Annotated in this window: 25 protein-coding genes and 1 pseudogene; 11 read left to right on the forward strand and 15 right to left on the reverse strand. The window is 42.3% G+C overall.

Translation table 11 applies throughout. The annotated features are described in order from the left end of the window. Positions 1-20 precede the first annotated feature (20 nt). Complete coding sequence (locus tag OO184_RS16110; RefSeq protein WP_265380090.1) at positions 21-935, forward strand: 1,4-dihydroxy-2-naphthoate polyprenyltransferase; 915 nt, start codon at positions 21-23, stop codon at positions 933-935. Between the two features lie 174 nt (positions 936-1,109). Then, the gene (rraA, locus tag OO184_RS16115) at positions 1,110-1,619 is read left to right on the forward strand and encodes a ribonuclease E activity regulator RraA (protein WP_265380052.1); all 510 of its coding nucleotides are present in this window, start codon (positions 1,110-1,112) and stop codon (positions 1,617-1,619) included. A gap of 70 nt (positions 1,620-1,689) precedes the next feature. On the opposite strand, the gene zapB is transcribed toward rraA, so the two are convergent. Continuing rightward, a complete protein-coding gene (gene zapB / locus OO184_RS16120) occupies positions 1,690-1,932 on the reverse strand; it encodes a cell division protein ZapB (protein ID WP_214089456.1) in 243 nt (80 codons plus the stop codon). 304 nt (positions 1,933-2,236) lie between these two features. On the opposite strand from zapB, the gene OO184_RS16125 reads away from it, so the two are divergent. The 3 genes from OO184_RS16125 to OO184_RS16135 all read left to right on the forward strand — a co-directional run bounded on the left by OO184_RS16125 (position 2,237) and on the right by OO184_RS16135 (position 5,361). Then, positions 2,237-3,067: an MIP/aquaporin family protein gene (locus OO184_RS16125; protein WP_265380053.1), complete on the forward strand. Its 831-nt coding sequence runs from the start codon at positions 2,237-2,239 to the stop codon at positions 3,065-3,067. 30 nt (positions 3,068-3,097) lie between these two features. Next, the gene (glpK, locus tag OO184_RS16130; protein WP_265380054.1) at positions 3,098-4,621 is read left to right on the forward strand and encodes a glycerol kinase GlpK; all 1,524 of its coding nucleotides are present in this window, start codon (positions 3,098-3,100) and stop codon (positions 4,619-4,621) included. A 374-nt stretch (positions 4,622-4,995) separates the two neighbouring features. Further along, complete coding sequence (locus OO184_RS16135; RefSeq protein ID WP_265380055.1) at positions 4,996-5,361, forward strand: type VI secretion system tube protein Hcp; 366 nt, start codon at positions 4,996-4,998, stop codon at positions 5,359-5,361. Between the two features lie 395 nt (positions 5,362-5,756). Here the strand turns inward: OO184_RS16135 and OO184_RS16140 are convergent, their stop codons facing one another. The 3 genes and pseudogenes from OO184_RS16140 to emrD all read right to left on the reverse strand — a co-directional run bounded on the left by OO184_RS16140 (position 5,757) and on the right by emrD (position 8,683). Further along, a complete protein-coding gene (locus tag OO184_RS16140; RefSeq protein WP_265380056.1) occupies positions 5,757-6,677 on the reverse strand; it encodes a DUF4225 domain-containing protein in 921 nt (306 codons plus the stop codon). A 62-nt stretch (positions 6,678-6,739) separates the two neighbouring features. After that, a pseudogene (tssD, locus tag OO184_RS16145) lies at positions 6,740-7,399 on the reverse strand (type VI secretion system tube protein TssD); the annotation flags it as partial. Between the two features lie 99 nt (positions 7,400-7,498). Then, complete coding sequence (gene emrD, locus OO184_RS16150; RefSeq protein WP_265380058.1) at positions 7,499-8,683, reverse strand: multidrug efflux MFS transporter EmrD; 1,185 nt, start codon at positions 8,681-8,683, stop codon at positions 7,499-7,501. Between the two features lie 332 nt (positions 8,684-9,015). Between emrD and fpr the strand changes: the two genes are divergently transcribed. After that, the gene (gene fpr / locus OO184_RS16155) at positions 9,016-9,762 is read left to right on the forward strand and encodes a ferredoxin--NADP(+) reductase (protein ID WP_265380059.1); all 747 of its coding nucleotides are present in this window, start codon (positions 9,016-9,018) and stop codon (positions 9,760-9,762) included. A 2-nt stretch (positions 9,763-9,764) separates the two neighbouring features. Here the strand turns inward: fpr and OO184_RS16160 are convergent, their stop codons facing one another. Further along, the gene (locus tag OO184_RS16160; protein WP_265380060.1) at positions 9,765-10,199 is read right to left on the reverse strand and encodes a DUF805 domain-containing protein; all 435 of its coding nucleotides are present in this window, start codon (positions 10,197-10,199) and stop codon (positions 9,765-9,767) included. A gap of 61 nt (positions 10,200-10,260) precedes the next feature. Here OO184_RS16160 and OO184_RS16165 point away from each other — a divergent pair, with 61 nt between their 5' ends. Further along, complete coding sequence (locus OO184_RS16165) at positions 10,261-10,869, forward strand: YiiQ family protein (protein ID WP_265380061.1); 609 nt, start codon at positions 10,261-10,263, stop codon at positions 10,867-10,869. Positions 10,870-10,991: 122 nt separating this feature from the next. After that, positions 10,992-11,759: a triose-phosphate isomerase gene (gene tpiA / locus OO184_RS16170; RefSeq protein ID WP_265380062.1), complete on the forward strand. Its 768-nt coding sequence runs from the start codon at positions 10,992-10,994 to the stop codon at positions 11,757-11,759. 52 nt (positions 11,760-11,811) lie between these two features. Here tpiA and OO184_RS16175 read toward each other — a convergent pair whose 3' ends face one another. The 5 genes from OO184_RS16175 to OO184_RS16195 form a co-directional block, all read right to left on the reverse strand. Continuing rightward, entirely contained in the window at positions 11,812-12,807 is a 996-nt protein-coding gene (locus OO184_RS16175) for a sulfate ABC transporter substrate-binding protein (RefSeq protein ID WP_265380063.1), read from the reverse strand. 173 nt (positions 12,808-12,980) lie between these two features. Beyond that, complete coding sequence (pfkA, locus tag OO184_RS16180; protein WP_049584903.1) at positions 12,981-13,952, reverse strand: 6-phosphofructokinase; 972 nt, start codon at positions 13,950-13,952, stop codon at positions 12,981-12,983. Between the two features lie 510 nt (positions 13,953-14,462). Further along, entirely contained in the window at positions 14,463-15,407 is a 945-nt protein-coding gene (locus OO184_RS16185) for a phosphatidate cytidylyltransferase (RefSeq protein ID WP_265380064.1), read from the reverse strand. Then, on the reverse strand, positions 15,404-16,045 hold the full coding sequence (locus tag OO184_RS16190; protein ID WP_265380065.1) for a lysophospholipid acyltransferase family protein: 642 nt from the start codon (positions 16,043-16,045) through the stop codon (positions 15,404-15,406). The genes OO184_RS16185 and OO184_RS16190 overlap by 4 nt, the downstream gene beginning before the upstream one ends. Further along, positions 16,038-16,712 (reverse strand): CDP-alcohol phosphatidyltransferase family protein, encoded by a 675-nt coding sequence (locus OO184_RS16195; RefSeq protein WP_265380066.1) that lies wholly within the window; start codon positions 16,710-16,712, stop codon positions 16,038-16,040. The genes OO184_RS16190 and OO184_RS16195 overlap by 8 nt, the downstream gene beginning before the upstream one ends. Positions 16,713-17,011: 299 nt before the next feature. Here OO184_RS16195 and OO184_RS16200 point away from each other — a divergent pair, with 299 nt between their 5' ends. Next, on the forward strand, positions 17,012-17,254 hold the full coding sequence (locus OO184_RS16200; protein WP_265380067.1) for a type II toxin-antitoxin system ParD family antitoxin: 243 nt from the start codon (positions 17,012-17,014) through the stop codon (positions 17,252-17,254). Then, complete coding sequence (locus tag OO184_RS16205) at positions 17,247-17,531, forward strand: type II toxin-antitoxin system RelE/ParE family toxin (RefSeq protein WP_265380068.1); 285 nt, start codon at positions 17,247-17,249, stop codon at positions 17,529-17,531. The genes OO184_RS16200 and OO184_RS16205 overlap by 8 nt, the downstream gene beginning before the upstream one ends. A gap of 208 nt (positions 17,532-17,739) precedes the next feature. Here OO184_RS16205 and OO184_RS16210 read toward each other — a convergent pair whose 3' ends face one another. The 5 genes from OO184_RS16210 to OO184_RS16230 all read right to left on the reverse strand — a co-directional run bounded on the left by OO184_RS16210 (position 17,740) and on the right by OO184_RS16230 (position 20,707). Then, on the reverse strand, positions 17,740-18,042 hold the full coding sequence (locus OO184_RS16210) for a helix-turn-helix domain-containing protein (RefSeq protein ID WP_503692497.1): 303 nt from the start codon (positions 18,040-18,042) through the stop codon (positions 17,740-17,742). Between the two features lie 11 nt (positions 18,043-18,053). Further along, entirely contained in the window at positions 18,054-18,395 is a 342-nt protein-coding gene (locus OO184_RS16215; RefSeq protein WP_265380070.1) for a type II toxin-antitoxin system RelE/ParE family toxin, read from the reverse strand. 247 nt (positions 18,396-18,642) lie between these two features. After that, the gene (locus OO184_RS16220) at positions 18,643-19,518 is read right to left on the reverse strand and encodes a DNA cytosine methyltransferase (protein WP_265380071.1); all 876 of its coding nucleotides are present in this window, start codon (positions 19,516-19,518) and stop codon (positions 18,643-18,645) included. Further along, positions 19,473-19,940 (reverse strand): hypothetical protein, encoded by a 468-nt coding sequence (locus tag OO184_RS16225; RefSeq protein WP_132345298.1) that lies wholly within the window; start codon positions 19,938-19,940, stop codon positions 19,473-19,475. Before OO184_RS16225 ends, OO184_RS16220 begins: the two co-directional genes overlap by 46 nt. Further along, entirely contained in the window at positions 19,937-20,707 is a 771-nt protein-coding gene (locus OO184_RS16230) for a DNA adenine methylase (RefSeq protein WP_265380072.1), read from the reverse strand. The genes OO184_RS16225 and OO184_RS16230 overlap by 4 nt, the downstream gene beginning before the upstream one ends. Position 20,708: 1 nt before the next feature. Here OO184_RS16230 and OO184_RS16235 point away from each other — a divergent pair, with 1 nt between their 5' ends. After that, entirely contained in the window at positions 20,709-21,335 is a 627-nt protein-coding gene (locus OO184_RS16235; RefSeq protein WP_376712568.1) for a tyrosine-type recombinase/integrase, read from the forward strand. The last annotated feature ends 114 nt before the right edge of the window (positions 21,336-21,449 follow it).

Genomic DNA, 21,449 nt, shown 5'->3' on the forward strand with positions numbered 1-21,449 from the left:
AGGAGTAAGTGAACGCAGAAATGAACTCATCAACTTCTATTAGTCAAACTCAAGCATGGCTGGAAAGTTTGCGTCCTAAAACGCTGCCACTCGCCCTTGCAGCCATTATTACCGGCTCAGCCCTCGCTGCCTGGACAGGGCATTTCAAGTTACCGGTTGCCTTACTAGCGCTATTAACAGCAGCCATACTGCAAATTCTGTCCAATCTCGCCAATGATTACGGTGATGTTATTAAAGGCAGTGATACTGAAAAGCGTATCGGGCCGCTACGCGGTATGCAAAAAGGCATTATTACCGCCTCACAGATGAAAAAAGCACTGAAGATTATTGTCCTGCTAACTTGTCTGTCTGGTAGCGCCCTGATTGCCATTGCTTGTGAAGAACCCGGCGATATATTCGGTTTTCTGGTACTTGGTCTGCTAGCAATTATTGCCGCAATTACCTATACAGTCGGCGCAAAACCTTATGGCTATATGGGGCTTGGCGATATTTCAGTATTAATTTTCTTTGGCTGGTTAAGTGTTGCCGGTACTTATTATCTTCAAGCCGGTTTTTTTGACTCGGTTGTCATACTCCCGGCTACAGCCTGTGGCCTCCTCTCTACTGCTGTTTTAAATATCAATAATTTGCGTGATATTGAAGATGACAAACAACATGGCAAAAATACCCTAGCTGTCCGTCTCGGCCCTAAAAAAGCCCGTTATTATCACGGCTGTTTAATAATCACAGCAATACTCTGCTTGGTATTATTCACCGTAAAAAACCCGTCTGGCTGGTCAGGCTGGCTGTTCCTGCTCGCTCTGCCTTGGTTGTTCAAACATATGTGGTATGTACTTAATGAACCCACACCTGAAGGAATGCGTCCAATGTTGGGACAGATGGTTAAAGCGGCACTACTGACTAATATTCTATTTTCAGTTGGTCTTACTTTTTAATTAAACAGCATTTGTTTCAATTAAATAGCATTTGTGCTGTTTTTCCGAGAGGTGTTGTAACTTAATCATTATAGATACCTGTTAACAACATCAATTTAATAATTGATGATTTTGCTAACATCGACCTGAAAGGGATATACTTACTGTTCCATACCTTAACCAGACGTAAATCCTATGAAATATGATACTTCCGAGCTTTGTGACATCTATCAAGAAGAAGTAAATGTGGTAGAACCTATGTTCTCCAATTTTGGCGGGCGTACTTCATTTGGTGGTCAAATCATCACGGTTAAATGCTTTGAAGACAACGGGTTACTTTACGACCTGCTTGAAGACAGTGGTCATGGACGCATTTTACTGGTAGATGGTGGTGGTTCTGTACGCCAAGCATTAATTGACGCTGAGCTGGCACAACTCGCTGTGCAAAATGGATGGGAGGGCATTGTTGTTTACGGTGCTGTACGTCAGGTTGACCAGCTAGCAGAGCTCGACCTCGGTATTCAAGCTATAGCCGCTATTCCTGCTGGCTGTCGTGATGAAGGGACCGGTGCAAGCGATATCCGGGTGAACTTCGGTGGTGTCACCTTCTTCTCCGGCGATTATTTGTATGCCGACAACACCGGTATCATTTTGTCTGAAGAGCCGCTAGGACTTGATGATAACGAAGAAGATGAGATCATCTGATGGTAAAGTACAACAGATAGAATTAAGGGCGATTTTTTAGATCGCCCTTTTTGTCTGCCGGAAATTGTAATTACTGAACATCTTCCATTTTGCCCAACAAGGCACGCAGACGTTCTTGCCATACTTGTTGCTCTTGTTTTAATTGCTCATTCTCATGAACCAGAGACTCACGACTGCTGGCGGCATTCTGAATTTCCTGAGACAAAGATCGATTTTTTTCTTTTAATTCTTCAATTTCCATTTGTAGCAGGGTAATAGTATCAATCGCCTGCTGAACCTTGGCTTCCAGCTTTTCAAAAACTTCAAATGACATTCTCGGTTCCCCCTTATAAGCAATTGTCTGATTGTATGTAGCCAACGCGCCCCTGTCTAGCAACATCCCCAACACATGAAAAATAACTACCAAATAAAAACCTCAAAGTGTCTCACACTTTAATTTTTAGCAAAATAGCGGATAAATGCGGATTCGCTCATTTTGTTGACACAACACACACATTTCAATTTCGCTATTTCTCGTTTCCGCTCATTAACGATAAATTTACAAAACCTCCCTTTCAATTTCTGAAAGGTGACAATAATAATTATGCCTCTAAAATCTTCTTTGTAGGATAGAACATATGAGCCAAACCACTAGCACGACATTAACCGGACAATGTATCTCTGAGTTTCTTGGTACCGCACTATTGGTTTTCCTTGGCGTAGGCTGTGTCGCCGCTGCACGTCTTGCCGGCGCACAATTAGGCTTGTGGGAAATCAGTATCATTTGGGGTATGAGCGTTGCGTTGGCTGTTTATCTCACCGCAGGTGTTTCCGGCGCTCACCTCAACCCAGCGGTGACGATTGCCTTATGGCTGTTTGCCCGCTTTGATGGCAAAAAAGTTATTCCTTTTATTATTGCCCAGATGATTGGCGGCTTCATCGCTGCCGCTCTCATTTACATGATGTACTACAGTGTATTCCTTGATTACGAACAGGTACACAATATCGTTCGCGGTACTCCTGAAAGCCTGTTTACCGCCGGAGTATTCTCTACTTATCCAATGGCGCAGCTGTCCATTTCTCAAGCTTTTATGATAGAAGTTATCATTGCCGCCATTCTGCTCTGTTTGATTCTGTCGCTGACTGACGATGGCAACGGTATTCCCCGCGGTCCTCTGGCCCCATTACTGATTGGTATTGTGATTGCCGTTATCGGCGGCGCATTTGGTCCATTAACCGGTTTCGCTCTGAACCCGGCCCGTGACTTTGGTCCCAAATTAATTGCTTATCTAGCGGGTTGGGGAGATATTGCCCTGACAGGTGGACGTGAAATCCCTTACTGTCTGGTTACTCTGACTGCACCCATTATCGGCGGTATTGTAGGAGCATTTGGTTACCGCAAACTTATTGGTCGCCATTTGCCCTCTGATGTTCATAAGACTGAAGATCAGAAGAAAAAGAAAGCCTAAAGTAGAGCGTTACCAGAACAGGTTATTATCATGACAACAGAAAATATGATTGAGAAAAAGTACATTGTCGCCCTTGATCAGGGAACCACCAGCTCCCGAGCAATAATTCTTGATCACGACGCCAATATTATCTCGATTTCCCAAAGAGAGTTTGAGCAAATTTACCCTAAACCGGGTTGGGTCGAACACGATCCAATGGAAATCTGGGCAACCCAAAGCTCCACTCTGGTAGAAGTATTAGCAAAAGCAGATATTAGTTCCGATCAAATTGCTGGTATTGGGATTACCAACCAACGTGAAACAACGATCATTTGGGAAAAAGAAACCGGTAAACCTATCTACAATGCCATCGTTTGGCAATGTCGTCGTACCGCAGACGCGTGTACTAAACTAAAACAGAAAGAGGGATTGGAAGAATATATTCGCCAGAATACAGGGCTGGTAGTGGACCCTTATTTCTCCGGCACCAAAGTCAAATGGATCTTAGATAATGTCCCAGGCGCCCGTGAACGGGCTGAAAAAGGTGAGCTACTGTTCGGTACTGTGGATACTTGGTTGGTCTGGAAAATGACCCAAGGCCGAGTCCACGTTACCGATTTCACCAACGCCTCTCGAACAATGCTGTTCAACATTCACAATCTGGAATGGGATCAGCATATTCTTGATGAGTTACAAATCCCGCGTTCCCTACTGCCGACCGTTCATGCATCTTCTGAGATTTATGGTCAGACCAACATCGGCGGTAAAGGCGGTACTCGAATTCCTATCGCAGGTATCGCAGGCGATCAGCAAGCTGCTCTATACGGTCAACTTTGTGTCCAACCGGGTATGGCGAAAAACACCTACGGGACAGGCTGTTTCCTGCTGATGAACACGGGTATAGACGCCGTGCGCTCCAACCACGGATTACTGACAACCATTGCCTGTGGTCCCCGCGGTGAAGTGAACTATGCGCTTGAAGGTGCGGTTTTCGTTGGCGGCGCTTCCATTCAATGGCTACGTGATGAGCTGAAACTCATTGCCGATGCTACTGATTCCGAATATTTTGCCACTAAAGTTAAAAATAGTAACGGCGTGTATGTGGTCCCTGCTTTTACCGGCCTTGGCGCCCCCTACTGGGACCCCTACGCCCGAGGGTCAATTTTTGGACTAACCCGCGGCACCAACAGTAATCACATCATTCGCGCAACGCTGGAATCCATCGCCTATCAAACCCGCGATGTATTGGATGCCATGCAAGCTGATTCAGGCACCCGACTGCAAGCACTGCGGGTAGATGGCGGTGCTGTTGCCAATAACTTCCTGATGCAATTCCAATCAGATATCCTTGGCACCCGAGTAGAACGCCCAGTTGTGCGTGAAAGCACGGCATTGGGCGCAGCATTCCTTGCAGGATTGGCGGTTGGCTACTGGAAAGACCTAGATGAAGTGAAAAGTAAAGCCACCATTGAAAAAGAATTCCGTCCAGGTATTGAAACCACTGAACGTAATTACAAATACAATGGCTGGAAAAAGGCGGTTGCCCGTGCGCAGGATTGGGAAGATAAAGGCTAAGATTCCCTAGATATCTAGATATAAAGAAAGGGTGAAATGAATGACCACCCTTTCTTTAACTGCTTAATTATTCTAAACTCTCTTTAAGTTTTGAGCCTGCGCCCTCGTGAATTGTGAGTCTACCGCCAAGTTGAGATACAATTTCGGGGGCGTATGTGTTTATAGTCTAAAATTACTCTGCAATAATCATTTTGTCTAATCATCAGACGGTGAACGGTAACAACGTTCACTGCCTGACGGACTTTAAATTACCATTTTCTGAGACGATTCATTATGTAAATTTACAGAATCCCTATTATTACATTAGGTTTTCATTGCCTATTTTCAAATAAAATGGCTTACTTGGGATTAATTAACAATAAAGAGGAAATACTATGCAGTATACTACTTACATGGAAATATCAGGGGCAGAACAAGGATTGTTATCGAAAAACTGTTCAGAAAATGATGCTCACAAAGATAAAATACAGCTCCACTCCCTTGAGTTATCAAAAGGCATTGATGGCTTAAGTCATATAGACAAAATCATTTTAGAAAAAAACGTAGATAGTGCATCACCTTTATTACTTAATGCTATTGATAAAAATGAAAGTTTAGAATTAAAAATTTTTCAGTGCATTGATAATAAAATAACCCATGAATTTAAATTTCAAAATGCATTTATAGAAAAAATAAACACTAGTTTCTCAGAAGAGGATAAATATTCACCTTATGAGAAAATACAACTAAAACTAGCTTGACAATAAAAATTTACACTGGGTGATAAAAACATTATTACCCATAAACAAGAGAAACACCATGAAGAAAAATAATATTTATCTATTAAGTAAATTGTCAAAAAAAGACATTAATTCTTTAAAAAATGCATATGAAAGAGAGCACGAGTCAATGGACAAATATGATGAGTGGCTTAGTGATTTGTTTCGTTGGAATCTATCAACAGTATTCACACTCAACACCATAATCATATTACTTTATTTCGTAAGCATATACTCAACCAATAATAATCCTGTTGCGATGTTTTTCATTTATGCATTCATATATTTTTCTTCTATAATACTTCTATCCATAGTAATATCCTTAGATAGAAAATTTAGTTTTCTTCTATACTTAAAGGCGAAAATAATTTACCTATTCAGTTACTTTCATCTTTCTCATTGAGAAAATATTTATCTAACAGCAAATATGCTTTAATTGCCGCATTACTAGCTTTATAAGTAAGTACTGCTTTACCACTGGTAAAAATTTTTCTTTTATAATCATTTTCCATATGCCTGAATAACCTAACCCCCCCTTTTTCAGTGAATAATTTATGTAAAAGTGGTACTTTTTCAAGACCACTTTTTGTTTTCACAGGTAAGTTTATAATTCTTTTAGAAGGATCATATTTAGCAAAAGCTGTAAACCCAAAATAAATACCAACGCCAAAGTTTACCATATCATACGCGAATTCCCCAGTACCCTCATCAGCACCAAAAAAAGAAAAACCCTTTTCTGTCAAAAACTTAGTTGGATTATTTGGATTTATATAGCCATCTGTCCATTCATACATGATATTGCTTGCCCCTTCCACTGCGTCGCCAACCCCTGTGGCTATAGCTAGAACTCCCATGCCTTTAGACTCCATGCCTCTTACCCACCCTCCCCTTGTGCCAAAAGCCATAATTCCAGCTCCAAGCTGCACAATACCTCCAACAACTTTTAACCCATTTTTACCATAATATAGAAATCCGTTTCCTGAGTATTCTTGGGTATTTAAATATGTTTTCCTATCTTTTCTTCTTCCTTGTTCATAACCATACCTTTCAGCATCCAATTCCCTTCTTATTTCGGCTATGCATCTTTTTACGTCAGCCCATGACTCATGACGCCCTTGATTATAATTATATAAGGCGATTTGATAATCACTCCTTATTAATCTAACCACCTGACCAATTTCATATAAATATTCATTTTTAGATTCAATATCATCCAACAAATAAGCTGCTGAATATCTGGATATCTTAATTAATTCATCACCATAAAAATCAAAATGACTCATTGTCGGAATAATCATTAGTATACCCTCTCTTCCCATATACTATAAGAACTAGTTCCGGCAGTTACATGCTCCCACGTAATGGATTTAAATTTAATGGATAGAGATTCCTCTGGTTGCGCATCATTATGTGTTATAGAGTTTGGGCAAAAGAAATTTATATTAACTAAAGATGCCTCGGTTAGTTTTATTTTATAATATAATTCAAGACCACCATTCATCGAAGTTCGATAAAAGAAAAACTCACAGGTTAATATTTCATTTGATGTTAACGCTTGTGATAATAAAGGAGATGATTTATCGATAGGTTTACGTATATCTATAGGCTGAAAATTTACATTTTGATGCATTGATAATCGGGGAATACTCGCATTATGGCAAACGGCGATTTTGGTGGAATCAATAAAAGCAATACCCTGTGATTTGACTTTGCGTGAAGAAAGAAAAGCGCACAAAGGAATAATGGCGCTTTTCTTCAATGTTATTATCCGGTTATAGCTCACCAATCCGGGAAATTCAGCGGTAAGGAAGGGTTGTACATACTCCGTATAAAACCCTTTGAAATGACGATTATGGCTCATGTGAAATAAAATCAGGATAGTTATCACTTCACTGAGAGACAGTGATGTGGCGCGATGGTGTTTAAGCTGGTTATTTGCGATAAGCTGTTGCTCCCACATTGGCATAAATTTTTGGCAAAAATCATCGACGCAGCAGTAAAGTTCTTCTAAAGTAGTCATAGCCTGAGGCACGATTTTGTTTTCTAAGCAAAAACTTTGATCGTGCCTCAGGCACTTAGTTCCTTTTTTCTTTTCTTCCTTATCCAGAGTTCAGGTTAATTAAACAACATGCCCCTGACGCTGCATCCTATGCGCCAATGGTAACCAACAAAGCAAGATCAAAACTGACGTAAAGAACATCAACATACCCACACTAAACTGACCATTTTGCGGCAGCATTGCAGATAACCAAGTTGCCAGACCAGAGCCAATATTCTGCAAACCGCCAACCAGCGCCCCGGCTGCACCGGCCAGATAAGGAAATGGTTCCATTGCTCCTGTTGTCGCTAATGGAAATAACATTCCTGCACCAAAGAAAAAAAGCGCGGCAGGCACCAACAGCGTCCAAATATTCATAACGCCGAACCATCCCGGTAACCACATCAATGCACCAGCCAATAAACAACAAACCACCGAATGCCACATCAGATTATAAAAAGTTCTTCCTTCCCGCCCGGCATACCATGCGCCAAAGAAAGCCGCAGGAATTGGCAAAATGAACAAAATACTGACGGTAATACTGTTCAACCCAAGCACACCGCCCATTAACACGCCACTACTGGCCTCAAAGACCGCAATCCCTGATAAGCCGCCGATTAACATCACCAAATAAGCAGTAAACGCGCTATTTGATAACAGTTGATGGAAAGAAATGAGCATTTTTCGTTTTTCAGTTTGCTGTGGTCGGGTTTCCGGCAATTTAGAAAACACGTAATAAACGACGCCAACACACAAAAGTAATAAAAACAGATAACAGGAACGCCAACCAAAGAAATGCGCTATCACACCGCCAATCATCGGCGCAAGTAACGGGCTAACCAAAATTCCCATATTCAACAAACTATTAGCATAACGCAGCGCAGTGCCAGTATATAAATCCCTTGGCATCGTTCTGGACATCACACCGGCAACCCCCGTTCCTAGCCCCTGCAAAGCACTGGAGACAACCAATACATCCAAATTAGGAGAGAATAAAGCACAGACAGTAGCAAACAGGAAAATTATCATACCAGCCAAGATAACTGGACGTCGGCCAATTTGGTCTGAAAGAGGACCGTAAAAAAGCTGTGAAAGCCCATAAGAAAGCAGATATGCAGCCATCACACGTTGTACAGAACCTGTTGGCACATTAAAATCTTTAGCAATATCTGCAATCACAGGCACATAGATTGTCTGTGTCATCTGCCCTACAGCAGCCAGTGCAATCAATATCAGTAATAAATGAAAGTTTTCTAATTTTCTCATCGCATTCACAACACGTTCATACAATTCATAAAGTCGCAGTAAACCGCCAGGCTATTAGAAAACAGCCTGCATGCTCTTACTTCACCAATGTGACTAACTTAACAAATCTAAAATATTTTGCGAGGTAGTGCACAATTTTATTCTCAGAAAAAATGACAGTCAATTACGCCACATATGGCAACAAATATGTACATATCAACTAAATATTAACAAAATAATGGTTAATTTTTCTGTAACACAGAATCGATAATGGTATTTATCTCTATAGACTAAAATAGCGACGTAAAAACAAACGGTTCGGGGATTTCTTTTAGAATAGGAGACAAGTTCCAATGGCAAACTGGGTTACAGGAAAAGTTACACAGGTTATTCACTGGACGGATACCTTATTCAGCATCAGGATGCATGCACCGATTGAAAAATTCACTGCGGGTCAGTTTGCGAAACTGGCGATGGAAATAGATGATGAACGGGTGCAACGGGCTTACTCTTACGTTAATGCTCCGATAGACAATAACCTTGAATTCTATTTAGTGACGGTTCCTGAAGGCAAACTTAGTCCACAGTTAGCAGCACTGCAACCTGGTGATAATCTATTAGTGACAGAACAAGCCGCAGGCTTCTTTATTCTTGATGAAATCCCTGATTGCAAAACATTATGGATGCTTTCAACGGGAACAGCCATTGGCCCCTATCTTTCAATTCTTCAACAAGGGGACTACCTGGAAAGATTTGAGAATATTGTATTGGTGCATGCAGTCAGACTAACACAAGATTTAAGCTATCTGCCCTTAATGCAGCAATTAGTTGAGCATTTCAATGGCAAGCTACGAATTCAAACTATTGTCAGCCGTGAACAAAACCCCGGCTCATTGACTGGCCGTATCCCGGCACTGATCGAGAACGGAGAACTTGAGGCCGCTGTCGGGCTTACGATGAAAAACGACAACAGCCATATTATGTTATGCGGTAATCCTCAAATGGTGAAAGATACCCAACAACTGCTAAAAGAGCAGCGTGGAATGACGAAACACTTACGCCGCAAACCGGGGCATATCACCAGTGAGCAATATTGGTAATTTCAGTCATCTTTGGCAGAAATAAAATCCACTTTCTCTGTCGCTTCGCCAAACCGGTTTGGCCCATCCGTACCACGGAATACACCGCAATCAAGCACCATCATTACAATGATCAATGTGGGGATAAAACGGCCAATCCCCCATTGCCAGAATGGCGCCATGCCACCCCAATCAACGGCGATCAACAACCCTGCCAGTAATAAAAGCAGCGACCAACCTCCCCGCTTATTTCGGTCATGCAGACGCTTAACCATCATTGCTGCTGCGGGATACATCACCAAGACAAGCGCAAAAACAGCATAGTGCATGGTCAAAGAATTCATTCCCTGAATAGTCAAGATAACAAACATCAAGGCCAGGCAAACACCAATGCCAATCCAGAATTCACGCCGTCCAATTCGTCCTTTGAATGAAAAAACCCATTGTTGTAATGTCATCTATTCTTTTCCAATCGTGTATTCTGTTTCTCAGCGCAGTTTAACCTAAGCGAGCGGCAACATGAAAACGGACGTTAATAAATTTCTAGCCATAATATTAGCGGCAAACATTGTCGGTTTACCATTGGTAGCCAATGCTGATAAACCCACAACCACAGAACCCACAGTACAAGCGACCTATCTTCTGCCGAATGCCCCTTCCTTCGATGAAACTATTCCGCGATTTCGCGAAAAATATAATCGCCGCAACCCGACATTGCCACTACGCGAATATCGGGTAATCATAAGTAAAAACATTTACCTGCCACTGACACGAGCTGCCAGCAAAATTAATGAAAAACTTTATTCTTCCGCCGTACTTGAGCGAGGAAGTGAAAAAATAAAAAGTCTGCAACTGACATTACTACCATCGGAAAATACCGCTGAAACTCAGCAAAACCAAATTCTGGCAGAGCAGTACATGATAGCCCTGATGCGCTATTTTAACCCGACGCTTTCACAGGAACAAAGCAAAGAGAATATTGATAATTTGCTCAGAAACGGTAAAAAATCGCTATTTTACAGCCAAAACATCGGAGCCATTCGCTATATTGTGGTAAATAGTAGCGAAAAAACACTTACTTTCGCTATTGAACCGATTAAGCTATGGTTATCTGAACCAGATAACTAATCAAGATTAGTAATAAAAAAAAGCTATTGTCTGCAATGATCACTATACTGTGGAGCATTGATCTACCTAATCGATCCTAAATTCAGCTCACTACTTAAACTTCTCTGGTTGGAGGAAAAAACATGCGACATCCATTGGTGATGGGTAACTGGAAATTGAATGGCAGTACCCATATGGTAAACGAACTTATCACTGGCCTGCGTAAAGAATTAAGCAGTGTTACCGGCTGTGACGTCGCTATCGCGCCACCAGCACTTTATCTTTCTCAGGCTAAACAAGCGCTGGCTGGCAGCCGTATTGTCCTGGGCGCACAGGATGTTGACGTTAACCTGTCTGGTGCATTTACCGGTGAAACTTCCGCCGCAATGTTGAAAGACATTGGCGCAGAGCACATTATCATCGGCCACTCTGAACGCCGTACTTACCACCAAGAAAGTGACGAATTCATTGCGAAAAAATTTTCTGTTCTTAAACAACAAGGTCTAATCCCTGTTTTATGCATCGGCGAAACTGAACAGGAAAATGAAGCAGGTCAGACTGAAACCGTATGCGCAAGGCAAATGGATGCAATTCTGAACACATTGGGAGCAGAAGCATTCCAAGGCGCCGTCATCGCTTACGAACCTGTTTGGGCAATTGGCACAGGCAAATCAGCGACGCCAGCGCAAGCTCAGGCTGTGCACAAATTTATCCGTGATCACATTGCACAGAAAGATGAAGCAATCGCAAAACAGGTCATTATCCAGTACGGTGGCTCTGTGAACGCAGATAATGCCGCTGAACTCTTTGCTCAGCCAGACATTGACGGCGCATTAGTTGGTGGTGCATCCCTAAAAGCTGATGCTTTCACTATTATCGTAAAAGCCGCAGCCGCTGCGAAAAAAGCATAGTTCATATTTCAATGCTAATTGACCGCCGTACATCTACGGCGGTTATTGATTTTCAGCGCTGAATAATCTCATCAAACACACCGCCCGCCGCAAAATGCACTTTTTGCGCTTTTCCCCAGCCACCAAATACTTGATCGACAGTAAATAATTCCAATGCAGGAAAAACAGAATGATACTTATCGGCAACCGCTTTATCACGTGGCCGATAATAGTTTTTAGCCGCTATTTCCTGTCCAACGGGAGAGTAAAGGTATTGCAGATATTCTGTTGCTAGCTCACGGCTATGACGTTTATCAACCACCTTATCAACAACAGAAACCGTCGGCTCAGCCAAGATTGAAAGGCTAGGTGTCACAATTTCGAATTTATCTTTATCAAGCGCATTAATTGCTAATAATGCTTCATTCTCCCAGGCAATTAATACATCACCGATTCCACGCTCAACAAAAGTACTGGTCGCTCCTCTTGCGCCAGAATCAAGCACTTCAACATTCTGGTAAAGGGCTTTAACAAATGCTTTCGCTTTGTCCTGATCCTGATTGTTATGAATCAACCCATAACCCCATGCAGCCAGATAATTCCAACGTGCGCCGCCTGATGTTTTTGGATTAGGCGTCACAACAGATACACCCGGACGAACTAAATCTGACCAATCTTTAATTTGTTTTGGATTATCTTTCCGCACTAAAAAAACAATGGTTGAAGTATAGGGGGCCGAATTTTCTGGCAAACGCTTAATCCACGCCTTCGCTATCCGGCCACGTTCCGCAATGGCATCCACATCATAGGCCAAAGCCAGTGTCACCACATCCGCCTCAAGGCCATTAATAACAGAAGTTGCCTGTTTACCCGAGCCACCATGAGATTGCCGGATTATCACTTTATCCCCGGTCTTCTGCTGCCAATAATCACTAAAAGCCTGATTATACTGCTGATATAACTCTCTGGTTGGATCATAGGAAACATTAAGAAGTTGAAGATCTTTTGCCCATACGCTGCTACTGGTAATCAATAGTAACGCCAATGCTACATGCCATCTGACTCTCACTTGAATCTCTCCACAAACTATTTTTAACGGTTATGACATTCAAGGCTGACAGAAAGCGTTATCACTCAGAAATAATTAAAAGCATTTATTTATATGTGATAGGAATATACTAAGGAGACATTACAGCCTCCAAAGAGGCTGCAACAGATTGAGATTTGCCGGTATTGACGTGATCAATATAGCTTTTTCGCGGTTTCCAACCAATCCTGTTTAAACACGCGTTTCATATTCTGCACTGCATCAATGATGTCATGATGAACAAGTTTCTCGTTCTGAATACCAACACAACGACCACCATAACCTTCCAACAGTAATTGAATGGAATATGCTCCCATACGGGAAGCCAGAATACGATCATAGGCAACCGGGGAACCACCACGCTGAATATGACCTAAAACTGTAGCACGGGTCTCATGATGCGTCTCTTTTTCGATATGTCTCGCAAGTTCATAGACATCACAAACATGCTCGGTAATTGCAACGATGGCGTGGCGTTTACCTTTATCGATACCTGCTTTAATTTCAGCCACGAGCTCATCACAACTAAACGAGACTTCCGGTAGAACGATAAACTCACAACCACCCGCAATAGCGGCTGATAACGTGAGATCACCGCAATAGCGCCCCATCACTTCAACAATGGAAATACGTTTGTGGGAAGTCGAGGTGTCACGCAAACGGTCAATCGCTTCAACTACTGTTTCCAGCGCAGTGAAATAGCCGATGGTGTAGTCGGTACCCGCCACATCATTATCGATGGTGCCCGGTAGACCGATACAAGGAAAACCCGCTTCTGTTAGTTTCTTCGCACCAAGATAGGAACCGTCACCGCCGATAACGACCAGAGCATCGATACCGCTTTTTCTCATATTCTCAATAGCGACAGTACGAACCTTCTCATCCCTAAACTCAGGGAAACGGGCTGAACCTAGAAAAGTGCCGCCACGGTTAATCATGTCGGATACACTAAAGCGGTCAAGTTTCTTCATGCGGTTTTCATACAAACCAAGATAGCCATCATAAATACCGAAAACTTCCAACCCTTCGGTTAATCCCGCACGAACCACACCACGAATAGCTGCATTCATACCTGGCGCATCACCGCCACTCGTTAAGACACCGATTCTTTTGATCTCATTGCTCATGATGACCTCTGACTTGTAGATGTAATAATTGCAAACCCGCTAATGACGGACTCCGTATGCAATCACTTTGCCTGAACTGAAATCCGCTTTTTCTTAACCTGTTATCGCCCAGCGTACTGAAACAATCAGGCTGAATTGATTCAACTCTTTATATAATACGGTAAAAAACTAAGTCTGCATTAACACTGAGTCTCTTTTTTGAGATCAAGTTGACTAAAAAGTCATTTAATATGCCTCCATAGCTCTTACGTTCATCAATCAACCTCTGAGAAATCCCGTTCTTGCATATCCCCCGTCCACACTGGATAAGAATTTACAGCGTTTTTTGCGAATGCCAACAAGATACACTGTGCGTTTTACCGTTCATTGGCAAGGGCATAAACCACATCTCCGGCCCGCTTACCAATAGCAATAACAAGCAAGATCATCCCATTGTCGTTCACCCCATAAACTATATAATTCGACATTAGATCATTTAAAAGCGCCTTTGAATGATCCTTTATTTAACCTCTATGTATAAAAATAACGTGTCAGGTGGAAAAAGACTGGAGCGGCAAAACATAACGAATCGATCCGATCTAACATACCGCCATGCCCTTCAATCATTTCACCGAAATCTTTAATGCCACTATCACGCTTTATCGCCGACATACACAATCCACCAATAAAGCCCATCAGCGTAATGGCTAACGACATCAAACCTGCCTCCCACGGAGAAAATGGCGTTACCCAATAAAGTGACATTCCTAGTAACACTGAAACCAAAATACCACCAATAAAACCTTCAACTGTCTTATTCGGACTCAATTTAGGCACAATAGGATGTTTACCAAATAATTTACCAAACACATACTGCAAAACATCCGACATCTGCACCACAATCATTAAAAACAACAATAACTCGACATTTTCCCCCTCATAACCAGGAATATCTAACATCAATAAAGCGGGCGCATGGCTAATACAAAATACAGCAACTAACATACCCCACTGTATTTTAGCTGTTCGTTCCAGAAAGTTAGTCGTATCCCCGGCCAATGCGATCCGGGCAGGTAAAAATAGAAACACATAAACAGGAATGAAAATAGAAAATACGCCATACCACTGAATACCAACTGCAATGTACTGTAATGGCATAAAAATAAAGAAACACCAAAACATGGCTTCATGGTCACTTCGTCGCGTTGGTGTTAAAGTGAAAAATTCCCGTAAGGCAAAAAATGACATGCTTGCAAATAATAAAACTGAGCCGACTGGCCCAATAATAACTGCCAACACACAAACAATGCACATCATCCACCAACCACGAATGCGGGCATTTAGGTTATCGATTGCTGGATTATTCTTATCCCCTGAATATTTGGAGGCCAATATTGCCCCAACAATACTGGCAATAATTAATGGTACGAACATGCCTCCCATCAATAGCAACAGTTGCTTATTAAGCATGATCATAATATTAACGCCTCCAATGCCAAACGAGCCCGCTGTAAAAAATCAGCTTTTTCCTCTTTTACACCTAACTTTTCCAAAGGTTGCCCAAATGTTGCAGAACAAATAACAGGAACAACAAGTGCCGAGCCTTTTGGCAAAACCCTGTTTAAATTTTCCAGATAAACCGGAATAAGCTCAACATCAGGGTATTTCTTCGCTAAATAATATAGACCACCTTTAAACCTATTAATTTGTTCCCCACTTCCTCGTGTCCCCTCTGGGAATAAAATCAAAGATTCCCCTCGTTTTAATACATCTTCCATTGGCGTCAGGGTATTTCCCTTTAAACAATCCTCTCCTTTACGATCAATAAGCACAGCCCGAAAAACTTTATTAATAAAATATCTACGCAGATAAGTTTTACTCCAATAATCACGAGCAGCAACTGGATGCACCCGAGAACGTAACACCCGAGGAAACCCGGCCCAGATAACTAACCCATCCAGATGACTGCTATGATTAGCATAATAAATTCGGGAAGCTACCGATGGCTTACACCCAATCCAACGAATTCTCACTCCTGTTAACAAACGGCAAAGCCCAGACAGAAACGAACCCATACCTTTACTTACCAGCGTCACTTCTTGTGGTCTATTCATTACAAGCATCCTTCTCTTGTAATTCACCCAATATGACTCTGGTTCGCCGAACACATGTCCAGAGACAACCTAATGTAATAACGACTAATACCGCCAATAAAAGATACTGGCCCCATAACTGAGGTAAAAAAGCGGCAACAATTGAACTCACGGTAATTAATGCCATTCGATGCTGTTTTGCCATCGGCCCAAGGAAACGCTGAGGTAAACCACAAGTCCCACCTAACAAGCGAATATAAGCGGTCAAAACAGCTAATAATGCGGCAATACAGCTAAGAGAAATCGCAAATGGAAAAAGTGTTAAACCATACCCCACCCCAATCAGAATAAGAGAATCAGCAATACGATCAGGAAGATCATTAAAAACAGTACCGGCAGCCGTCTTCAATCCTCCTTCAACAGCGACCATGCCATCCAATAAATTACACATTAACCGGCCTTGAATAAGTAAGGCTCCAATAATCAATAAAACTGATGTCAACCAAAAAGACTCGACTAAAAAACACACGGCAAAACACACACCAGCTAATGCAGCAAAAACAACGCTGGCAACAGATATGCCATTTGGTGTCGCCCCTTTACATTGCAACCATTTAGCCATTTTACCGGCCCACACTGCATTGCGTGTCTTGATCGGACGCCGATCTTTTACCTCGTTACCAGACATATCCTTTCCCTTTTTGAGCACAAATGAACAATCAAATCTACTTAAGTTAAATGAAATAAGATAAACAGGATTGGTTAGAATAACAACAATAAAAAAACCTGCCGGTGGGAGGAGGGAAACGGAGATCGTGCTAATTTTCCCTTGTTGATTACTTTGAAATAACAGAATTTACTTCAACAAGCTCCCACACAGTGACCACATTGACATAAGCCCCGATTTTTTCGGGGCTTCAGAACGTTGGTAATGCGGCCTGATTTGCTACATATTTGATGTATTAATAGTTAATACATTGGTGAAATATGAGAAAAATTACTACTGTCAGTATGGGCAAACAGCTTGACAGGTTCGTACAGCATATGATTGAAAGTGGCCGTTATGGAAATGCCAGTGAAGTTATACGTTCGGCGCTGCGTTTGCTGGAGCAACAAGAAGCTTACGATGAGATTGTACGCAAGGCGGTTATTGCTGGCTTGGAAAGTGGGGAAAGCTCGCTGACCCTACGGGATATAGCGGAACAACGGAAACGCAGACATAATGTATAAGCTCACGGATCAGGCTGTCGAAGATTTTGCTGGGATTTATGATTATACACTTTTGCAGCTCGATGAAACTCAGGCTGACCATTATATGAAAGCGCTGGAAGCATTTTTTGACACGCTAGCAGAGATGCCACATATAGGGAGGGAATACCCATCTGTCCCAGGTGTAATGCGGATTGAGTTTCACCGCCACACGGTTTTCTATACTATCCGGGATACCGATATTCTGATTGCGCGTATCCTTCATCAACAGATGAATCACCCCCGTTATCTTCTTTGAGCAGGCGGGGGCTACGTTGTGCTCTGCACCGCACCACAGCAGCGCGGTGTATGTGAAGCTTTTTATGCACCTGTAAGGAATCGTTAAAAGCGCAGCAGTACTAGTGCTTGGTGGAGCATGAGATCCTTGTTTGATCTTGCGGATTGGTACGGGGAATGGGGGGGATTATGCATCCTTTGCGCACCCGCAACAAAAGAATAAAAAACGATCACTTTGTTAATGATAAGGATATTTTGATATCGTTAACACCACAGGCCCGCGCATAGCGACTGAGTGTATCAATGGATGCCTTAACGATATTTCTTTCTATTTTTGATACAGTCGGTGGTTTGATACCCATTTTTTCAGCAACCTGAGCGCTGGTCAGCCCAGCATGTTTCCGCCATTCAGTCAGCATATTCTGCATCTCAATCGCTAACTCAAGCTCTTTCTCCTCTTCCGCTAACGAGGCTTTAAATCGAGGGTTTTCTTTGGTTCTTTCCTCAATGTAGAGGTCTAAGTCATCACGCATCATATTTCCTCTTAATCTCTTGATGGTTCTGTCAGTTCATTTTTCCGCGCAATCGCTATCCTGAGTTCATCCAGGAGAGTAGCATTAGTTTTTTTCACAAAGCATCGTAACAGATAGATTTTCTTCCCTGTGGAATAACAAAAAAAACTTCTGGCTATTCCGTCTTTGGCTTTTGCTTTTGCTCTCAACTCAAACAGCCCTTTATATCCCTCTATCGGTTTTGAATGCAGCTCTCTCAGGCTGGTTGGGTTTTCCCTCAAACGCTTAATTAACGCGACCATGCGCAATTCCAGCGAGTCAGGCAGTGATTTTAATTCTTCCTTAAAAGCATCATGAAACTTAATTTCAAACATTCGGCAATCCCCTATTCATGCCTAAATAATAGTCTTTTAGCCAAATTAGCTCAAGGGCTAACTTAGCCCTTGCGCTAATAATCTCTAGCCTCGCCAAAGAAGCAGCATTCCGTCACCGGATGCGGATCAGCAACGCCAGATATTCAACCACCTCATAGGGATCGTGCCCCGGTCGTTTCAGTGAACAATTTCGATTTAACGAGATAATTCGTCATTTCCTAGAGTGATACTCCGTTGTAACGCATCATTATTTGTTCCTCGCTTGCATTAAAATTCGTTTCCCAATCCATGCCATTACAGGCACAGCCATTGAATTTCCGATTGCCCGGTAACGGTGACCATCAGGACAATCAGCCGAAGCCTTGCCATTCCACGGAATTTGGGTGTGATTATCGGGAAAACCCTGTAGTCTTTCGCATTCCACTGGTGTTAAACGGCGCACAGCCCCATAAGTTGCTATTAGATCAGTAGCGCTTCTATCATCTCTGGAGCGCAGTGCTGATGAAACATCATCTGTCCGGTATTCACCAAACGAAAGCAACCGATAAGTAGATACCAATCCGCTGGTTCTCTGAGAAAATATCTCCTTATTGCTCATACCAATACCACCTGAGCTTAATGTCGGATGCGGGTTTAACTCTGAGTCCCAGAGATTACCGATAACAACACGGTTTCCAGCATTTCCGGTAATTGCTTTCTCCGCCGTTTTGCGTGGTTCAGAATCCTGGAGCATTCTGCCTGGCTCAAAAAGTATTTTTGCGGGACAGGTATCTGTTCGAGCACTTGCGACAACAAACACACGGCGACGTCGTTGAGCCACTCCGAAATATTGAGCGTCCAGCACTCGCCATGCAACGGCTCTTTGTGGTCCAGACACATAACCTGAGTTCGTCCATTTCTTCCTTGACGGCTGCAATGGTTCATCTTCTCCGGTAAGTCCCGCAAGAAAACAACCAAAGGCATTATCTTTACTGGATAGAACTCCGGGGACATTTTCCCAGACGATAATTGAAGGCTGTTCGCCGTTTGCTGCTCTGACGAAATCAATAACATTTGCCAACTCCGCGAATGATAATGTTAGTTTTCCCCGCTCATCGTCCAACCCAAACGGGCAATTTCCCACGCAAGCTGCCTGATATCTCTACGATCCAGTGTGACCAGTTTTTCCAACTGCTCAATAAAAGGAAATGGAGTAACACCTGATACATGATGTTTGAATTGATAACGTTCAGTGACTTTATTCAGCCGTGGTAATACATTCTCGCCAAACTGACGCAAAAACGTATTAGCACGGCGGCGACCATTACACCCTGACTGGGTAAATATTTTTTTGTACCGGGTAGCAAAATAGAGCGCCAAAAAATCGGGCAGATTGCCGACAATATTATGGCGCCAGTCATGATCGTCAGGATTCACCTGCCACATAATCTGTTCAGCTAACGTTGATTCGCGGGGCAAGCCGGGTTTGAACATCTCATATTGCAGGTGTTTTGACTTCTGGTAATCACTGTTGTGTTCCTGCAACAAGTCGATTAATTCACTCATGCACTCGCCTCTAACGTTGCAATAATCTCTATTGCCGGCTGACGGTCGCCATTAGCGGCAATGGTGCGCGGTGTTTCTATTTCATGGATAGTGAACCCCAGATCGGCATAAAGTTCTTTAGCTTCAATGGAATTGGAAACGGTGACAGGAACACCCAATAATTCATTGAGCTGTTTCAAAGAAGTAGTAAGCTCCTGATGGTCATTATGAGAAAAGCCATTTTTGTAATACTGCGTGAAATTAACGCCTTTGGTGAAATAGGGAGGATCGCAATAAACCACATCACCAAAATCAACTATTTTCAGTATTTCGCGCCAATCGGCACAATGGATAGAAGTAATCTTGGATTTCTTAGCAAACGCCAATATTTCTACTTCAGGAAAGTAAGGCTTTTTACAGTTCCCAAAAGGTACATTGAATTCACCTTTTGAGTTATAACGACACAAGCCATTAAAGCAATGCCGGTTTAGAAATAGAAATACCGATGCGAGCCATATCTGTGATTTATATTTTACATCGTCAGAATTAAATAAATCTCTCAGACAATAAAACCCATGTTCGCTATTAAAATACGAAAACCAGTCTTGCGCAAAATTTATAAGCCCATCACAATTATCTTTGATGCACTGATACATATCAATTAAGTCGCCGTTGGCATCCGCAATTAAATACGCATCATATTGAGTATTCATCATCACAGAACATGAACCTGCGAACGGTTCAACCAACCGTTGACCTGCTGGCAAATAGGGCAGCAATTTATCCATAATGCGGACTTTGGAACCTACCCACTTCAAGATAGTTTTATTCACCAATTCATATACTCCGATAATACTTCTGTTTCAGTTCAAAAACTTCCTGACATGCGACGCAGCGGATGACTCCAGCGATATTCATCCGACGTTCAACGGGACACCAGAGATAGATCTACTACTCAATTCTCTAAGTAAAGAGGAAAAAAAGCTGGCTTTACTCTGCATTAGCACTGGTGCGCGCTGGGGAGAAGCCGAAAGTCTGGCAGCTCAACAGGTACTAAAAGGCCGTGTAATTTTTCTAAATACCAAAAATGGAGATCAACGTATCGTTCCCATTTCTGAAAAATTGGAGAGAGAAATTCGCGGTAAAAAGAAAATGGGCAAGCTGTTCAATGTTGACTACAGAAATTTCTGCAAGATCTTACATGTAGTAAAACCCGACTTACCTAAAGGGCAAGCAACCCATGTTCTCAGACACACTTTTGCCAGTCACTTCATGATGAATGGAGGGAATATAATTGCATTACAACAGATATTAGGACATGCCAGCATAATCCAAACAATGGTCTATGCACACCTTGCCTCAGATTATCTGCAACATACCATTACATTAAACCCTCTTAAGGGTGGGATTAAATAGAGTAAAGCAGGAGAGTGTGGCGAACGTCCAACAAGCGTCCACACTCAAAAACTTTCGTATACTTTCCAACCCCTTCATACTTTTTTATGTTGTTGTTTTACAAGGAAATGTGTT

Origin of the sequence: Photorhabdus aballayi (assembly GCF_026153155.1) — a bacterium.
GTDB lineage: Bacteria > Pseudomonadota > Gammaproteobacteria > Enterobacterales > Enterobacteriaceae > Photorhabdus > Photorhabdus luminescens.

Excerpts from the sequence above, each read along its gene's own strand:
- OO184_RS16110 (WP_265380090.1), top strand. The coding sequence starts at position 21 with ATGAACTCATCAACTTCTATTAGTCAAACTCAAGCATGGCTGGAAAGT.
- rraA (WP_265380052.1), top strand. The coding sequence starts at position 1,110 with ATGAAATATGATACTTCCGAGCTTTGTGACATCTATCAAGAAGAAGTA.
- zapB (WP_214089456.1), bottom strand. The coding sequence starts at position 1,932 with ATGTCATTTGAAGTTTTTGAAAAGCTGGAAGCCAAGGTTCAGCAGGCG.
- OO184_RS16125 (WP_265380053.1), top strand. The coding sequence starts at position 2,237 with ATGAGCCAAACCACTAGCACGACATTAACCGGACAATGTATCTCTGAG.
- glpK (WP_265380054.1), top strand. The coding sequence starts at position 3,098 with ATGACAACAGAAAATATGATTGAGAAAAAGTACATTGTCGCCCTTGAT.
- OO184_RS16135 (WP_265380055.1), top strand. The coding sequence starts at position 4,996 with ATGCAGTATACTACTTACATGGAAATATCAGGGGCAGAACAAGGATTG.
- OO184_RS16140 (WP_265380056.1), bottom strand. The coding sequence starts at position 6,677 with ATGATTATTCCGACAATGAGTCATTTTGATTTTTATGGTGATGAATTA.
- emrD (WP_265380058.1), bottom strand. The coding sequence starts at position 8,683 with ATGAGAAAATTAGAAAACTTTCATTTATTACTGATATTGATTGCACTG.
- fpr (WP_265380059.1), top strand. The coding sequence starts at position 9,016 with ATGGCAAACTGGGTTACAGGAAAAGTTACACAGGTTATTCACTGGACG.
- OO184_RS16160 (WP_265380060.1), bottom strand. The coding sequence starts at position 10,199 with ATGACATTACAACAATGGGTTTTTTCATTCAAAGGACGAATTGGACGG.
- OO184_RS16165 (WP_265380061.1), top strand. The coding sequence starts at position 10,261 with ATGAAAACGGACGTTAATAAATTTCTAGCCATAATATTAGCGGCAAAC.
- tpiA (WP_265380062.1), top strand. The coding sequence starts at position 10,992 with ATGCGACATCCATTGGTGATGGGTAACTGGAAATTGAATGGCAGTACC.
- pfkA (WP_049584903.1), bottom strand. The coding sequence starts at position 13,952 with ATGAGCAATGAGATCAAAAGAATCGGTGTCTTAACGAGTGGCGGTGAT.
- OO184_RS16185 (WP_265380064.1), bottom strand. The coding sequence starts at position 15,407 with ATGATCATGCTTAATAAGCAACTGTTGCTATTGATGGGAGGCATGTTC.
- OO184_RS16190 (WP_265380065.1), bottom strand. The coding sequence starts at position 16,045 with ATGAATAGACCACAAGAAGTGACGCTGGTAAGTAAAGGTATGGGTTCG.
- OO184_RS16195 (WP_265380066.1), bottom strand. The coding sequence starts at position 16,712 with ATGTCTGGTAACGAGGTAAAAGATCGGCGTCCGATCAAGACACGCAAT.
- OO184_RS16200 (WP_265380067.1), top strand. The coding sequence starts at position 17,012 with ATGAGAAAAATTACTACTGTCAGTATGGGCAAACAGCTTGACAGGTTC.
- OO184_RS16205 (WP_265380068.1), top strand. The coding sequence starts at position 17,247 with ATGTATAAGCTCACGGATCAGGCTGTCGAAGATTTTGCTGGGATTTAT.
- OO184_RS16210 (WP_503692497.1), bottom strand. The coding sequence starts at position 18,042 with ATGCGTGATGACTTAGACCTCTACATTGAGGAAAGAACCAAAGAAAAC.
- OO184_RS16215 (WP_265380070.1), bottom strand. The coding sequence starts at position 18,395 with ATGTTTGAAATTAAGTTTCATGATGCTTTTAAGGAAGAATTAAAATCA.
- OO184_RS16225 (WP_132345298.1), bottom strand. The coding sequence starts at position 19,940 with ATGAGTGAATTAATCGACTTGTTGCAGGAACACAACAGTGATTACCAG.
- OO184_RS16230 (WP_265380072.1), bottom strand. The coding sequence starts at position 20,707 with ATGGATAAATTGCTGCCCTATTTGCCAGCAGGTCAACGGTTGGTTGAA.
- OO184_RS16235 (WP_376712568.1), top strand. The coding sequence starts at position 20,709 with ATGCGGACTTTGGAACCTACCCACTTCAAGATAGTTTTATTCACCAAT.